Origin of the sequence: Actinophytocola sp. (genome assembly GCF_045807065.1) — a bacterium.
In the GTDB taxonomy this organism is placed as follows: Bacteria; Actinomycetota; Actinomycetes; order Mycobacteriales; family Pseudonocardiaceae; genus Actinophytocola.
The window spans coordinates 1-14161 of the sequence record NZ_JBJMIE010000257.1 but is presented as its reverse complement, the minus strand read 5'-3'; the positions used below and the strand labels follow the sequence as shown (position 1 = coordinate 14161).

The 14161-nt window shown below is 71.2% G+C and carries 14 protein-coding genes; 10 read left to right on the top strand and 4 right to left on the bottom strand.

Annotated features, from left to right (window positions below; all coding sequences use genetic code 11):
• Positions 1-2 precede the first annotated feature (2 nt).
• The 4 genes from ACJ73U_RS15190 (at position 3) to purL (ending at position 3474) form a co-directional block, all read left to right on the top strand.
• Positions 3-167, top strand: a complete 165-nt coding sequence (locus ACJ73U_RS15190; protein ID WP_407778261.1) for a hypothetical protein — start codon at positions 3-5, stop codon at positions 165-167.
• A gap of 150 nt (positions 168-317) precedes the next feature.
• Positions 318-554 carry a phosphoribosylformylglycinamidine synthase subunit PurS gene (purS, locus tag ACJ73U_RS15185; RefSeq protein WP_407778259.1) on the top strand — a complete coding sequence of 79 codons (237 nt, stop codon included), beginning with the start codon at positions 318-320 and terminating at the stop codon, positions 552-554.
• Positions 551-1222, top strand: a complete 672-nt coding sequence (purQ, locus tag ACJ73U_RS15180) for a phosphoribosylformylglycinamidine synthase subunit PurQ (RefSeq protein WP_407778258.1) — start codon at positions 551-553, stop codon at positions 1220-1222. Before purS ends, purQ begins: the two co-directional genes overlap by 4 nt.
• Complete coding sequence (gene purL, locus ACJ73U_RS15175; protein ID WP_407778257.1) at positions 1219-3474, top strand: phosphoribosylformylglycinamidine synthase subunit PurL; 2256 nt, start codon at positions 1219-1221, stop codon at positions 3472-3474. The genes purQ and purL overlap by 4 nt, the downstream gene beginning before the upstream one ends.
• On the opposite strand, the gene ACJ73U_RS15170 is transcribed toward purL, so the two are convergent.
• From ACJ73U_RS15170 to ACJ73U_RS15160, 3 genes are all read right to left on the bottom strand, one after another.
• A complete protein-coding gene (locus ACJ73U_RS15170; RefSeq protein WP_407778256.1) occupies positions 3471-4469 on the bottom strand; it encodes a hypothetical protein in 999 nt (332 codons plus the stop codon). The genes purL and ACJ73U_RS15170 overlap by 4 nt on opposite strands.
• 55 nt (positions 4470-4524) lie before the next feature.
• On the bottom strand, positions 4525-5553 hold the full coding sequence (locus ACJ73U_RS15165; RefSeq protein ID WP_407778255.1) for a hypothetical protein: 1029 nt from the start codon (positions 5551-5553) through the stop codon (positions 4525-4527).
• 149 nt (positions 5554-5702) lie between these two features.
• The gene (locus ACJ73U_RS15160; RefSeq protein ID WP_407778254.1) at positions 5703-6560 is read right to left on the bottom strand and encodes a lysozyme; all 858 of its coding nucleotides are present in this window, start codon (positions 6558-6560) and stop codon (positions 5703-5705) included.
• Between the two features lie 306 nt (positions 6561-6866).
• Here ACJ73U_RS15160 and ACJ73U_RS15155 point away from each other — a divergent pair, with 306 nt between their 5' ends.
• The 6 genes from ACJ73U_RS15155 (at position 6867) to ACJ73U_RS15130 (ending at position 12742) form a co-directional block, all read left to right on the top strand.
• A complete protein-coding gene (locus ACJ73U_RS15155; RefSeq protein WP_407778253.1) occupies positions 6867-8936 on the top strand; it encodes a putative bifunctional diguanylate cyclase/phosphodiesterase in 2070 nt (689 codons plus the stop codon).
• 41 nt (positions 8937-8977) lie between these two features.
• Entirely contained in the window at positions 8978-9586 is a 609-nt protein-coding gene (locus tag ACJ73U_RS15150) for a DUF3558 family protein (RefSeq protein WP_407778252.1), read from the top strand.
• Between the two features lie 141 nt (positions 9587-9727).
• Positions 9728-10105 (top strand): hypothetical protein, encoded by a 378-nt coding sequence (locus ACJ73U_RS15145; RefSeq protein ID WP_407778251.1) that lies wholly within the window; start codon positions 9728-9730, stop codon positions 10103-10105.
• An 18-nt stretch (positions 10106-10123) separates the two neighbouring features.
• Positions 10124-11488 carry a PPE domain-containing protein gene (locus ACJ73U_RS15140; RefSeq protein WP_407778250.1) on the top strand — a complete coding sequence of 455 codons (1365 nt, stop codon included), beginning with the start codon at positions 10124-10126 and terminating at the stop codon, positions 11486-11488.
• Positions 11489-11564: 76 nt separating this feature from the next.
• Positions 11565-12377 carry an ESX secretion-associated protein EspG gene (locus tag ACJ73U_RS15135; protein ID WP_407778249.1) on the top strand — a complete coding sequence of 271 codons (813 nt, stop codon included), beginning with the start codon at positions 11565-11567 and terminating at the stop codon, positions 12375-12377.
• Positions 12378-12403: 26 nt separating this feature from the next.
• Positions 12404-12742: a sterol carrier family protein gene (locus ACJ73U_RS15130; RefSeq protein ID WP_407778260.1), complete on the top strand. Its 339-nt coding sequence runs from the start codon at positions 12404-12406 to the stop codon at positions 12740-12742.
• Here the strand turns inward: ACJ73U_RS15130 and ACJ73U_RS15125 are convergent.
• The coding region (locus tag ACJ73U_RS15125; RefSeq protein ID WP_407778248.1) for an alpha/beta hydrolase at positions 12739-14161 on the bottom strand (1423 nt) is incomplete at its 5' end. The genes ACJ73U_RS15130 and ACJ73U_RS15125 overlap by 4 nt on opposite strands.

Below are 14161 nucleotides of genomic sequence, written 5' to 3'. Positions count from 1 at the left end.
TCGTGGGTGAGTTCTTCCTGCGGTACGAGGCCTTCGCGCTCCCGGACGCGCCGGACCTCTCCCTCGTCGTCCAGGTCGCGGACCCCGGGAGCCCCGACGAGGAGGCGCTGCGGCTCCTCGCCTCGTGGACCGCCCAGCCCGAACGGGTGAACGCCCAGCTCAGGTAGGCTTCCCGGGGTAACACCCTCGAACGCGGGAGTGAGGCGAAGGAGCCGTCGGCGGACCGACCGAGGAGCGTGAGCTTCCAGCGCGCGACGACGGAGGGACGCGGCCCCGCGGACGAGCGAAGCGACCATTCAACACAGGAGCAGCCTGTCGTGGCCCGAGTCGTCGTCGACGTCATGCCCAAGCCCGAAATCCTCGACCCGCAGGGTCAGGCCGTCGCCAATGCCCTGCCTCGCCTGGGCTTCACCGGAATCTCCGATGTCCGCCAGGGCAAGCACTTCGAGCTGGACGTCGACGACACCGTCGACGACGAGACGCTCGCCAAGATCGCCGAGGGGTTCCTGTCGAACCCGGTGGTCGAGGACTTCGTGGTGCGGAGGGTGCGGTGAGCCGGATCGGGGTCATCACCTTCCCGGGCACCCTGGACGACACCGACGCCGCGCGTGCCGTGCACTACGCCGGCGGTGAGCCCGTCGCACTGTGGCACAAGGACGCCGACCTGCACGGCGTGGACGCGGTCGTAGTGCCGGGTGGCTTCTCCTACGGCGACTACCTGCGGGCCGGCGCCATCGCCCGCTTCGCGCCCGTGATGGACGAGGTCGTGGCGGCCGCGCGGCGCGGCATGCCGGTCCTGGGCATTTGCAACGGCTTCCAGATCCTCTGCGAGGCCGGGCTCCTGCCGGGCGCGCTGCTGCGGAACGCCAAGCTGCACTTCGTGTGCCGGGACCAGCGGCTGCGGGTGGAGCGGGCCGACACGGCCTGGACCGCCGGCTACACCGCCGCGCAGGAGATCGTCATTCCGCTCAAGAACATGGACGGCCGGTTCGCCGCCTCGAAGGCCACCGTGGACGAACTGGAAGGCGAGGGCCGGGTCGTGTTCCGGTACCTGGACGCCGACCCGAACGGCTCGCTCAACGGCATCGCCGGGATCTGCTCGGCGGACGGCCGGATCGTCGGCCTCATGCCGCACCCCGAGCACGCGATCGACCCGCTCACCGGGCCGGGCGCCGACGGGCTCGTCATGTTCCGCTCGGCGCTCGGGACGGTGCTGGCATGACGACCACGGTCCACGTCGACACCGTCGAGCACGCCGGGTCCACGCCCGACACCTCCCAGCCCTACCGGGAGCTGGGCCTGAAGGACGACGAGTACCAGCGGATCCGCGAGATCCTCGGCCGCCGGCCCACGGACGCCGAGCTGGCGATGTACTCGGTCATGTGGTCAGAACACTGCTCGTACAAGTCGTCCAAGGTGCACCTGAGGTACTTCGGTGAGACCACCACCGACGAGATGCGTGCCTCGATGCTCGCCGGCATCGGCGAGAACGCCGGTGTGGTGGACATCGGCGACGGCTGGGCGGTGACGTTCAAGGTCGAGTCGCACAACCACCCGTCCTACGTCGAGCCCTACCAGGGCGCGGCGACCGGCGTCGGCGGCATCGTGCGGGACATCCTCGCCATGGGTGCGCGCCCGCTCGCGGTCATGGACCCGCTGCGGTTCGGCGCCGCGGACGCGCCCGACACCCGGCGTGTGCTGCCCGGCGTGGTGGCCGGCGTGGGCGGGTACGGCAACTGCCTCGGCCTGCCCAACATCGGCGGCGAGGTCGTGTTCGACCCGACCTACCAGGGCAACCCGCTGGTGAACGCGCTGTGCGTGGGTGCGATGCGGGTGGAGGACCTGCACCTCGCGCACGCGTCCGGCACCGGCAACAAGGTCATCCTCTTCGGCGCGCGGACGGGCCTCGACGGCATCGGCGGCGTGTCCGTGCTGGCGTCGGACACGTTCGCCGGCGACGAGGGCGGCAGCGGCCGCAAGAAGCTGCCGAGCGTGCAGGTGGGCGACCCGTTCACCGAGAAGGTGCTGATCGAGTGCTGCCTGGAGCTGTTCCGCGACGGGCTCGTCGTCGGCATCCAGGACCTCGGGGGCGCCGGGTTGTCGTGCGCGACGTCGGAGCTGGCGTCGGCCGGTGACGGCGGCATGCACGTGTGGCTGGAACGCGTTCCCCTGCGCGCCAAGGGCATGACGCCGGCGGAGATCCTGTCCTCCGAGTCGCAGGAACGCATGTGCGCGGTGGTCCAACCGTCCGACGTGGACGCCTTCATGCGCGTGTGCCAGAAGTGGGACGTCATCGCGACCGAGATCGGCGAGGTCACCGACGGCGACCACCTCGTGATCACCTGGCACGGCGAGACGGTGGTCGACGTGCCGCCCCGCACCGTCGCCCACGAGGGGCCGGTGTACGAGCGGCCCGTCCAGCGGCCTTCCTTCCAGGACGAGGTGATCGCCGACGAGCCGAGCACGCTGGCCCGTCCGTCCACTTCGGACGAGCTGCGGGCGGAGATCCTCCGCATGGTCGGCTCGCCCAACCTGTCGTCGCGCCGCTGGGTGACCGAGCAGTACGACCGGTACGTCCGTGGCGGCACCGTGCTCGCGCAGCCGTCGGACTCGGGCATGATCCGCATCGACGAGGCGACCGGCCGCGGCGTCGCGATCTCGTGCGACTGCAACGGTCGGTACGTCTACCTGGACCCGTACGCGGGTGCGCAGCTGGCGCTGGCCGAGGCGTACCGGAACGTGGCGGTGTCGGGTGCGCGGCCGGTGGCGGTCACCAACTGCCTGAACTTCGGCTCGCCGGAGGACCCCGGCGTGATGTGGCAGTTCGAGCAGGCCGTGCGCGGCCTGGCGGACGGCTGCGCCGCGCTGGGCATCCCGGTGACCGGCGGCAACGTGAGCTTCTACAACCAGACCGGCACGACGGCGATCCTGCCGACACCGGTGGTCGGCGTGCTCGGCGTGATCGACGATGTCGCCACCCGCATCCCGACGGGACTCGGCGCGCCGGGCGACACCCTGGTGCTGGTCGGCGAGACCCGCGACGAGCTCGGCGGCTCGGAGTGGGCCCACGTCGTGCACAACCACCTCGGCGGCCGGCCGCCGGCCGTCGACCTCGCCCGGGAGCAGGCGATCGCGGGGGTGCTGCGCGCGGGTGTCTCGGCGGCGCACGACCTGTCGGAGGGCGGGTTGGCGCAGGCGCTGGTCGAGTCCTGCCTGCTCACGGGCCGGGGCTGTGACGTCGAGCTGTCGGGTGACCCGTTCGTGGCCCTGTTCAGCGAGTCGTCGGCGCGGGTGCTGGTGTCGGTGGCGAACCCGGACGAGTTCACGACCCACTGCGACGAGTTGGGCCTGCCGTGGCAACGCCTCGGGCTGGTGTCGGAGACGACCGCGCTCCGCGTCGAGGGCATCGGCGAGCTGGCGCTGGACGAGCTGCGCGAGGTCTGGGAGGGCACGCTCCCGGCGTTGTTCGGCTAGTCGCGGACGAGGTGGGTGCCCCCCAGCCGCCAGCCGGGTGGCGGGGTCACCTCACCCTCGAACGTGGCGGTGTCGATCCGGGGTACCTCGTGGAAGACCGTCTCGGCGAAGTTCACCTTGGCGTAGCGGAAGGCCCTGACCCGGCTGAACACCGCCACGTCGTGGAACTCCATGTGGTTCAGCCACAGGTTGCCCCAGCACTCGGTCTCGGTGAAGTAGGCCGAGCCGCGGATCTCGCTGTGGTGGAACGAGTTGGACTGGTACAGCTTCAGCGCCCGCGCGCGGAGCTGACCGATCACCCGGTGGGACAGGTCGCAGTACTCGAGGGTCGCGCCCGTCAGGTCGAGGTCGTAGGCCACCGCGTTCTCGGTGCCGACCTTCGGTAGCAGGTCGGCCAGGAGGCGTTGGGCGCTGAGGCGGACCACCCGCCAGCGGTCGGCGTCGGCCTGGTTCGACTCGGCCTTGACCGGGCGGGCCGTCCGGTCCGCCTTGCCGCGGTGCTCCCCGTACTCCGGGTGTTCGAACGGGCGCCGCAGGTACGAGCAGATGACGTCCAGGACGTCCTGCGTGTACGACGGCTGGCTGCGGGCGATGCCGGCCAGGGCGTGCAGGGCACCCACCCGGGCCTGGTCGGTGTCGTGCCCCAGCAGCTCGATGGCGCGGAGGAACCGGTCGTCCGCCGCCCGTTCGCGTTCGTACGCCGCGCGGGCGGTCTCCAGGTCCTGGCGCGCCGTCTCCACCAGCTGGCGTTCCTCGTCGACGCGGCGCCGGCGGTCGTTGAGCCACAACGCGTACAGCGCGACGATCGAGCCGGCGGCGAGCCCGCCGGTCTTGAGCGCCTCGGACCGGTCCACGACCGGCAACAACCAGCCCGTCACCGTCGCCAACGCACCGAACGCCAGCAGCATCGTCGCCACGAGGCGCGACGAGACCGCGAACACGACGATGCCGCCGACGACGGCCACGACACCGAGTACCAGGAGTGTGGCTGCCATCGGCGGCACCTTAACAAGGTTCGCTCCGCGAGCTGCGCTCAGCAGCGAAGCCGGCTCAGGACGCGAAGAACGTGTAGATGCACCAGTTGCCGCTCTCCACGAACGCGCTCGTGCGGCCCGACGCCGTCTGCCCGCTCAGCGTGCCCTTCAGGTCGGCGCCGACGTAGGTGTCGTCCGCGGTCGTGCCCGCCGGGTCCATCTGCAGCTGCGGGCTCTTGGTCGCGGCCTCCGTGATGTCGCCCTGGCTCGTGCTGTCCGAACACGACATGCCCGCCGCGCCGGCGCCGTCCCCGGAGTTCAGCTTGTCCAGGAAGGACTGGATGAACTTCTCGCCGTCGGTGTCGCCGGTCGCGGGGGGCGCGTTCGAGGTGGACGTGTCCTCACTGGTCGTCGACTCCGACGTTTCGTCGAGACCGCCGTTGCCGGCCGAGATGTCCTTCCAGCACCAGTCGCCGCCGTCCTTGACGACCGTCACGTCGTAGTCGCCGGCCGAACCGTCCACGGTGATGCTCAGCGTCGCGACGACCTTCGTGTCGGACTTCTTGTCCGTGTCCTTCAGCTTGGCGTTGGAGATCTCGTCGATGTCCTTGGTCGCGCCCTTGACGCTGTCGGTCGCGGTGGAGCACTGGTAGCCCTCGAGCGCGTCCTTGTCCTTGTCGTCGGCGGCCGCGACGAGCTTCTGGATGAAGTCGTCGGCCCCGCCCGCCTTGTCGTTGCCGCTGGTCTTCGTGCCGTCGGTCGCGGTGTTGCCGCCCTTGCCGTCATCGGACAGGAAGAAGCCCGGCGCGACGAACCCGGTGATGCCCACACCCGCGAGGACGAGGACCACAATGGTCACGATCGCGATGATCGGGCCCTTGTTGTTCTTCGGCGGCTGCGGCCCCCCGCCGAGGCCGCCGTACTGCGTGTACCCACCGCCGTACTGGGCGTTGCCGTACTGCGCGTTCGGGTCGTAGCCGCCGCCGTACTGCGGCTGCTGCGGTTGCTGAGGTTGCTGCTGCGGATAGCCCCCGCCATACTGCGGTTGTTGCTGTCCGTAGGGATCGGGCTGCTGCCCGTACGGTCCCTGCGGTGGGTAAGTCATTGCGTCCCTCCCCGATCACGGTCTTGCACTGTCCGACGTGGTCACGGGGATGCTCGTTCCCTCAGAACTCACGTGATAGCCACGCGGAGCTTAGACGCGCGAAGGGGGCCTCCCTCCCGGAAGGCCCCCAACGAGTTCACACGATCGGGTCAGTCGTGATTGGTCGCGAACACCTGCAGTCGGTCGTAGGCGCCGTTGAACGTGTTCTGGTCGATGGGCGACGAGCTGTACTGCCACACCGTGTAGGTGTCCCACGCGTTGGGCAGACCGCCCACCGCGGACGCGTACCGGGCCACCCACAGCGGGTTGGTGCTGCTGAAGTCGCCGCTGACGCACTGGCTCCACCAGCTGGTGGACGTGTAGATCGCGGGGTACTTGTTCCACCGCGCCTTGTACGTGTCGCTGAAGTCCTTGATCCACGCGGTCATCGCGGCCGGTGACAGGCCGTAGCAGGTGGCGCCGTACGGGTTGTACTCCATGTCCAGCGCGCCCGGCAGCGTCCTGCCGTCGCCGGACCAGCCACCGCCGTTGCTCGAGAAGTAGTCGGCCTGCGCGGCGCCGGAGGACACGTCCGGCAGCGCGAAGTGGTACGCGCCGCGGATGAAGCCCTGGCTGTAGGAGCCGTTGTACTGCTGTGCGAAGTACGGGTTGGTGTAGCCGGTGCCCTCGGTGGCCTTGGCCCAGACGAACCGCCTGCCCGCGTTCCACTGCGCCGCCCAGTCCACATTGCCCTGGTGGCCGCTCACGTCGATGCCCTCGACCGAGGCCATGATCCCGATGTCCGCGGGGTTCACCGTCTGGGGCATCTGTGCCGTGCCCTCGTGCTTGCGGATCTGTGACCCCATCGGGTGGTCATACTTCTTGACATATGCGTCGATCGCCGCCTGGCCGCCTGCAGGGGTGGTGGCCTGTGCGGTGCCGGCGAGTCCCGTGACCAACAAGATCACGGAAATCGCCACCACGACCGAACGCGAACCTCGCCGTCTCTCACGCCACAAAACGTTCATGGGATGCCCTTCCAATAGCCCTCGCTGATGGCCGCCCCCGGGCTGGAGCTGCCAAGATACAAATTGTGGTAGCCCAGTACCGTTTTGTCACGTTGCTCGGTTAATTATCAACAGAAGGTTTGGTAACGGTTAGTTTTCACACCCGGTATCGAAGATCACCGACCGCGGGAGGGACTTCACCCGGTCGGCGGGTGTGACCAGTGCGAACGGTGTGCACAGGACCATGGACGGTCAGTGTCCACGCCCGTATTCTGGCGCGTGCCATGCTGGCCGAGGTGGCAGCGAACTATGCCGGAAGGTGTGACGGTGGCAGGCCCGAACGGCTCAGATCGCGGCTCGTTCGTAGCCGCGTGGGCCAGGGTGCTCGCGAACTCCGGCTACGTCGCCACCGACCGCGCCGCCCTACACGAACGGGTGGGTGAGTTCGTCGAGGTCCTGACCGCCGAGGATGTCGACCGGGCGGCGGCCGAGCGCGTCGGCGCCGACCTCGTCGGCATGCGGCTCATCGCCCCGGAGGCACTCGCCGGCACCGTCGAGCTGATCGGCACCCACCTGCCGCCCGGTCCGCGCACCGCCCAGATCCAGGCCGCCGTGACCAGGGGGTTCGTCCACGCCTCCCAGGAGTTCATCTTCCAGCAGCAGGAGATCCTGCGCCGCTCCGCGCTGGACGCCCGGGACGGCGCCGAGAGCGCGCGCCGGGTGAGCGAGGCCCGCTTCCGCGCCATGTTCTCCCACGCCGCGATCGGCATCGGCATCTCCGACACGAGGGGCCGGCTGGTCGAGGTCAACAGCGCGATGGCCGCCATGCTCGACCTGACGATCGAGGAGATGCTCGGCCGCTACCTCATCGAGTTCGTGCACCCCGACGACCCGCCCGACTCGAAGAAGCACTTCGAGGAGATGGTGGCCGGGCAGCGCGACAACTACCGCATCGAGCGCCGGTTCCGCAGACGCGACGGCTCGGCGGTGCGGACGAACGTGACCGTGTCGCTCGTGCGGGACGACCAGGGCCGGCCGCAGTACCTCGTCGGCATGGTCGAGGACAACACCGAGCGGCATTTACTCTCCGAGCAGCTGCGCCACCAGGCCAACCACGACCACCTGACCGGCCTGGGCAACCGCGCGTACTTCACCGAGCGCCTGCACGCGACCTTCGGCGGCTCGCCCGGCCAGCGCGTCGGCCTCCTCTACCTCGACCTCGACGGGTTCAAGGCCGTCAACGACACCCTCGGCCACGTCGTCGGCGACGCGCTGCTCATCGAGATCGGCCGCCGGCTCGACGGGCTGGTGTCCGCGCCGGGCCGGCTGGTCGCGCGGATGGGCGGCGACGAGTTCGTCGTGCTGGTGGAGCACTCCGCCGGCATGGACCAGTTGGTGGAGCTGGCCGAACGGCTGCTCGCGGCCGTCGCGCAGCCGGTGCACGTCGGCGGGCACCGGCTGGTGGTGTCGGCGAGCATCGGGCTGGTCGAGCGGTCGGTGTTCGACGCCTCGCCCGCGGAGACCATGCGTGACGCGGACGTCACCCTGCACTGGGCGAAGGTCGACGGCAAGAACCGGTGGGCCGCCTACGACCCGGAGCGCAACGCACGCGAGATCGCCAGGATCACCCTGTCCGCGGCCATGCCCGCGGCGCTGGAGCGCGAGGAGTTCTACGTCGACTACCAGCCGATCGTGTCACTGGCGGACGGCTCGCTGATCGGCGTCGAGGCGCTGGTCCGCTGGGCGCACCCGGAGTTCGGCCGGCTCGGCCCGGACCGGTTCATCACGCTCGCCGAGGAGACCGGGCTGATCGTGCCGCTGGGCCGGTGGGTGCTGGAGACCGCGTGCCGGCAGACCATGAAGTGGCGCGCCTCGGGTCCCGGGGCGGCGGCGCGGCCGACGGTCAGCGTCAACCTGGCCGCGCGGCAGGTCGCCGAGCCGGGCCTGGTCGACGACATCGCCTCGATCATCGAGGACGTCGGCATCCCGCCGACGTCGCTGCAGCTGGAGCTGACCGAGAGCGCGATCATGGGCACGACCGGCGAGCCGCTGCAGGCACTGCGCAGGCTGGTCGACCTCGGCGTGCGGATCGCCATCGACGACTTCGGCACCGGCTACTCCAACCTCGCCTACCTGCGGCACCTGCCCGTGCACGCGCTGAAGATCGCCGGGTCGTTCGTCGAGGGCCTGCGGGCCGGCGAGCTGGACTCGGTGGACGCCCGGATCGTGACGGCCCTGGTCTCGCTGGCGCACACGCTCAAGCTGAGCGTGATCGCCGAGGGCGTGGAGACCACCGAGCAGGCCGACCTGCTCCGCCGCATCGGCGCCGACTCCGCGCAGGGCTGGCTGTACGCGAAGCCGGGGCCGCCGGAGGACGTCGAGCGCTGGTTGGCCTGAACGGCCCACGCCGGCGGCCGCCGCTCGATAGGTTCCTGGGCATGCGCCGGTTGCTCGTGTTGGTCTGTCTGCTGCTCGCCGGGTGCACCACCGCCGATCCCGGCACGCCGACCGCCGGGGAACAGACCGGCGGGGCGACGACGAGCAAGTCGACGACCAAGACGACGACGACCAATACGACCAGCACCACCACGAGTGCCGCCGGCCGGCCGAAGAACATCGACCTGTCCGCCGTCGACGTCTGCCACGTGGTCACCGGGCTGCCGCGGACCGACCTCGGCCTGGACACCGACCGGCCGCCGCTGGCGGAGAGCTCCGGCCTGTTCCCCGGCTCGAAGGAGTGCTTCAACAACGGCACCGCGGCCAACCTCGCCCTGACCGTGGTCGCGGTCCTCAACCAGGGCGCGACCCAGTACCTCGACGGCGCCGACGCCGACGTCGACCGGAAGGACGCGGACGGCTTCCCGCTCTACGTCCTCACCAACGGCGCCAGCCCGGACAGCTGCTTCGGGGTGCTGGACGTCGACGACGGGCAGATGCTGTTCATCAACTACGGGCTCGCGTCGCCGGGCAGCCAGCCGGTCACCCCGCAGAACACGCTGTGTCAGCGCGTGCAGGACATCGCGCGTTCGGCGCTGGCTCTACTCTGAGTAGGTTTGACTTGAACCAAGTGGGTCCCCTAGCCGTAAATTATTAATAGTTTCTGGTCGTTGCATGTGGGGAACCAGGCCACAGCGACGTGCATCAGAGCTAGAGTCGTCACACTCGCACAGACTGAGGGAGGGCAATCCGTGTACCTGGCAGAAGGTGGCGGGGGCTCCGCGCCGGCCCCGCAGTTCACGGGCACGCAGACCCTGCACGTCGAGCCGTCCGCGATCCCGGAGGCGCTCAAGGCCTTCACCGACGCGCATGACCGGGTGACGGCCAAGATCCGGGAGCTGCACGCGCTGCCCATCACCGACTGGGCGGGGGACCCGGTCAGCAGCGAGACCGCGATCGAGTTCCAGCAGCGGAGCAACCGCAGGGGCGCGGACTCCGCGCTCGCCTGCCTCGAGGGGTACGAGAAGCAGCTGCTGGCGGCGATCAACTCGCTGAAGGGTGCGCAGGCCGACTACCTGCGCATCGAGGGGGACAACACCGACGTATGGGGCAAATACCACCGGGACTGAGCCTCGGAGGGGATTCTTATGGGTAACAGGTGGCGGGGGTACGAGCACCCCGAGCTTTACGACATGATCAACTCCGGGCCTGGCGCCGCCGCGTCCGACCCGCAGACCGCCTACTGGCAGAACCTCTCCACGGAGCTGAGCCAGGTCGACCAGGACCTCAGCACGAAGCTGTCGCAGCTCGGCACCCGCTGGGAGGGCTCGGCCGCGGAGAGCGCGCAGGCGGGCCTCACGCCGCTGGCGGCCTGGGCGACCGACGCCCAGACCGGCGCGAGTGTGATGAAGATCTCGGCGGAGGACCAGGGGCAGTACGTCTCCGACGCCCGCGCGAACATGCCGGAGCCGGTCGAAGTCACCACGCCGGCGCCGTCCGGCTGGGACTACGCCAAGGCGGTCGGCGCGTCCGCGCTCGGCATCCCCGGCCCCGCCGCGGACGTCGTCGCGCAGGCCGACGACCACGAGGCCCAGGAGTCGGCGAAGAACGCGGCCGAGGAGAAGGCCGTCCAGACGATGCAGACCTACGAGTCGAGCAGCACCTGGAACCGGGACACGCTCGGCACGTTCGTCCCGCCGCCCGACGTCGTGGTCTCGACCCCGGCGCCGCAGGGTGGCTCGGGCGTCGGCGTGGTCGGCCCGACCACCAGCGTCAAGAACGTCGCGAAGAACGGCACCGACGGCGGCGCGGGCAACGGCCACACCTCAATCCCTGGCGGGGGGAACGGCACGTCGGACGTCCCGTCGACCCACGACCAGCCGACCGGCACACACGGCGGCGGTGGGGGCGGCGGCGGAGGCGGCGGCACGAGCACGCCGCCGACGGTCAACAACCCCGGCACGACCAACCCGTCGGACGTGTTCGTCCCGCCGCCCGGCGGTGGCAACCCGGTCCCGCCAGGTCCCGGTCTCCCCGGTCCCGGTCTGCCCGGACCCGGCCCGACGCCCGGGCCGAACCCGGTGGTCACCGGTGGCGGTCCGCTCCCGTCCTTCGGCAACGGCCCGGACAACGCCGGCGACATCGCGCGGCGTGCGCTGCCGCTGCGGACCGGCCTGCCCGTCGAGAGCGGTCCGCTCGGCCGGGGCGGCCTGCCCGGCAGCGGTCCCGGCGCCAACGGCTTCGGTGTGGCCGAAGGCGAGCGGCTGCCGTCGCAGGTCGGTCGCGGCGGTGTGCTCGGCGGCGGCCCCGGTGAGGGCGGCGTCGTGCGCAGCGGCCCCGGTGCGGCCGGTGCCGCCGGCCGTGGCGGCAACGGTGTGAACGGTCCCGGTGCGGCCGGCAAGCGCGCGGAGGACGAGGAGGACCAGGAGCACTACGCGCCTGACTACCTCCTGGAGAACGACGACGTGTTCGGTGACGACCGCCGGGTCGCGCCGACGGTGATCGGCGAATAACTTCTCGTTGCGGGAAGCTCGGTCGGGGAGTCGCTTCGGCGGCTCCCCTTTGCTTTGGTGGGGGTAGGGTAACGCTGTGACCAGCACTTTCTCGCTCGGTGACCAGGAGGCGCCGCCTGTCACGCTGTCGGCACTGGAGTTCGACGTGCTGTGGGAGCACCTGCGGCTGGGGTCGATGCCGCTGGTGGTGAAGGTGCCCTCGCCGGGGAAGACGTTCGAGGAGCGCGCCCAGCTGGAGGCGCGGGTCTGGGCGGATCTCGAGGCACGCGGCCTGGGGCGGCCGGTCGAGGTCGACCCGGACATCGAGGAGATGCTCGGCGTGTTGGCGAAGCCGCTGCGCGAGGTGGACGCCCGGGCCTACGTCGGGCGGAACGCCCGGGTGCTCGCCGCGTCCGTCGACGAGAACGCGGTGGTCGCCGAGCTGTCGGGTGACACCGTGACGCTGCGGCGGGCCTCGGCGGCCGGGCTGCCGTCGGCCGCGCTGTCCGTGCTGCCCGCCGCGCCGGCCGGCCCGGGACGGTCGGTGACGTTGCGGACCGCGGAGTTCGAGCAGGCCGCCCGCGAGGCCGGGCGCACGCGCGAGGCCTTCGGCGCCGCGCTGCTGGCGGCCGGGTTGCGGGCCGACGACGCCGAGGCGCTCGTCGAGATGATCAAGGACGTCGTGCACACGGGGAACTTCGGTGCCGCGGCACGCGATCGGCTCGGCCGGCGCAGGCGCGGCGAGCGCGTGGTGTCGTTCTTCGACACCGAGGACGGGCGCTACGTGCAGATCCGGCGACCGGCCGACGACGGCACGATGTGGACGACCATCTCTCCCGCGGACCTGCGGAAGCTGACCCACCACGTCACCGAGCTGCTGGACGAGGTCGTGGCCGAGGCCGAGCGTTGAGCACCGCCTCCGTCGACCCGAGGGAGATGCGGGAGGCGGTGGCGGCCGTGCTGCCGTGGGGCGACGCGCCGCCGCCGCGGCCGGCGCTGGCCAGGGCCGTGCGGTTGAGCCTGCGGACGCTCGCCCAGGTCGCGCCGGGACGCAGCGTCGAGGTGCGGGTGCCGCCGTTCGCCGCGGTGCAGTGCGTCGAGGGGCCCCGGCACACGCGCGGCACGCCGCCGAACGTCGTGGAGATGGACGCCCGCACCTGGCTGGAGCTGGCGACCGGCACTCTCCAGTGGACCGACGCGCTGGCGGAGGGCCGCGTCACGGCCTCCGGCAACCGCGCCGACCTGTCCGGGTTGCTGCCCCTGCTGCGCCTCTAGAACAACCGGCCGAGCGTGTTGTCGTAGTGGGACCGGGCCGCCTCCGCCAGGTCGCCCGCGCCGCCGATGACCACGTCGCCGGTGTCGTTGAGCAGTTCCCGGCCGGTGTCCCGCAGTTCGTCCCAGGCCGCGTCCCAGTCGCCGGCGATGGCGTCGCGGGTCGTGTCCGCGAGGCCGGCGCCCGCGTCGTCGAACAGGTCGCCCATGGCGTCCTCCGGGCCGGGTCCCGTGGTCACCGCGTCGTAGTGGCCGGTCGCGATGTCCGCCAGGTTGGCCAGGGACTCGTTCGAGTAGTAGATGTCGTGCGCGCTCACCAGGTTGGACTCGTCGGGCACCGCGAACTGGTTGGCGCCGAACGCCCTGTCGTAGGGGCCCACCGACGTGCCGTTCGCGGTGAACCAGCTCCCGCTCGTCGCCTGGACGATCGGGTCGTGTTCCGACGCGCCCGCCCACACGTGACCGGCACCCGGCGACAGCTGGTCCACAGCGGACGCCCCGACGCCAGGCGAGCCCAGGAACGCGATGTCGTCGGCGGCCAGACCGCGCATGGCCGCGTAGCCCACGGTCACGCTGCCGTAGCTGTGGCCGAGGACCGTGATGTGCTGGTGCCCCTCGGCCGCCGCGCGGTAGCCGTCCACGTCGGACACCAGCTGACCCGCGCCCGCCACGGCGTTGTCCGGCGTCGCGACGGTCGTGTCCCACGCCGGCGCGTCGTAGCCCAGCCAGGCGATCGTCGCGTTGCCCGGCGCCTTCTGGTCCATGGCGCCGCGCAGGGCCTGTGCGGAGTCGTTGGGGAAGCCCGACTCCAGCGTGGTCGCCGTGCCGGGGACGAGGACGGCCACATTGGCCGCCGTGTCCGGGTTGCCGAACGCGATGGCCAGCACGCCTTCCCTCCGGCCCGGACCGTCCACGTCGTAGGACAGGACGTACGTGTCGTAGCCGGTGGCCACCGCCTCCTGGACCCGCTCGGCCGCCGCCGTGGCGTTGTCCACGCGGCGGTTCACGTCCAGGCGCCGGTCCAGGAGGTCGGCGAGGGTCGGGTCCGCGCGCAGTGCGCCCTCGTCGGCCGGGTCGAGGCCCAGGGCGTCGGCGCGTTCGGTGATTCGGGTGTTCAGGGCCGCCGCTTCCGCGGTGTACCGGGCGCGGTCGGACTCGACGCGGCGGCGGTTCGCCTGGTTCAGCACCGGCGCCGGCAGGCCGCGCAGGCGGCCCAGCGCGTCGAACTGGGTGGCCAGCAGCTCGTCCTGGACCTCCGGCGACAGCGACGTCCACCAGTCGGCCACCCGGCGGGGAGCGGTGCCGGCCGGCGGCACCGTCACCCCGGCCGGCAGCGTCGTCGCGGGGTCCACGGCCGGCGCGAACGGCGGCTCGAAACCACGCAGGACCTGGGCGTACGAGCGCAGCAGGCCCTCGTAGGCG

Bases quoted from the DNA above. Each gene is read 5' to 3' on its own strand.
- ACJ73U_RS15170 (WP_407778256.1), bottom strand. From the start codon at position 4,469: ATGGCAGCCACACTCCTGGTACTCGGTGTCGTGGCCGTCGTCGGCGGC.
- ACJ73U_RS15150 (WP_407778252.1), top strand. From the start codon at position 8,978: ATGCGCCGGTTGCTCGTGTTGGTCTGTCTGCTGCTCGCCGGGTGCACC.
- ACJ73U_RS15140 (WP_407778250.1), top strand. From the start codon at position 10,124: ATGGGTAACAGGTGGCGGGGGTACGAGCACCCCGAGCTTTACGACATG.
- ACJ73U_RS15165 (WP_407778255.1), bottom strand. From the start codon at position 5,553: ATGACTTACCCACCGCAGGGACCGTACGGGCAGCAGCCCGATCCCTAC.
- ACJ73U_RS15130 (WP_407778260.1), top strand. From the start codon at position 12,404: ATGCGGGAGGCGGTGGCGGCCGTGCTGCCGTGGGGCGACGCGCCGCCG.
- purL (WP_407778257.1), top strand. From the start codon at position 1,219: ATGACGACCACGGTCCACGTCGACACCGTCGAGCACGCCGGGTCCACG.
- ACJ73U_RS15160 (WP_407778254.1), bottom strand. From the start codon at position 6,560: ATGAACGTTTTGTGGCGTGAGAGACGGCGAGGTTCGCGTTCGGTCGTG.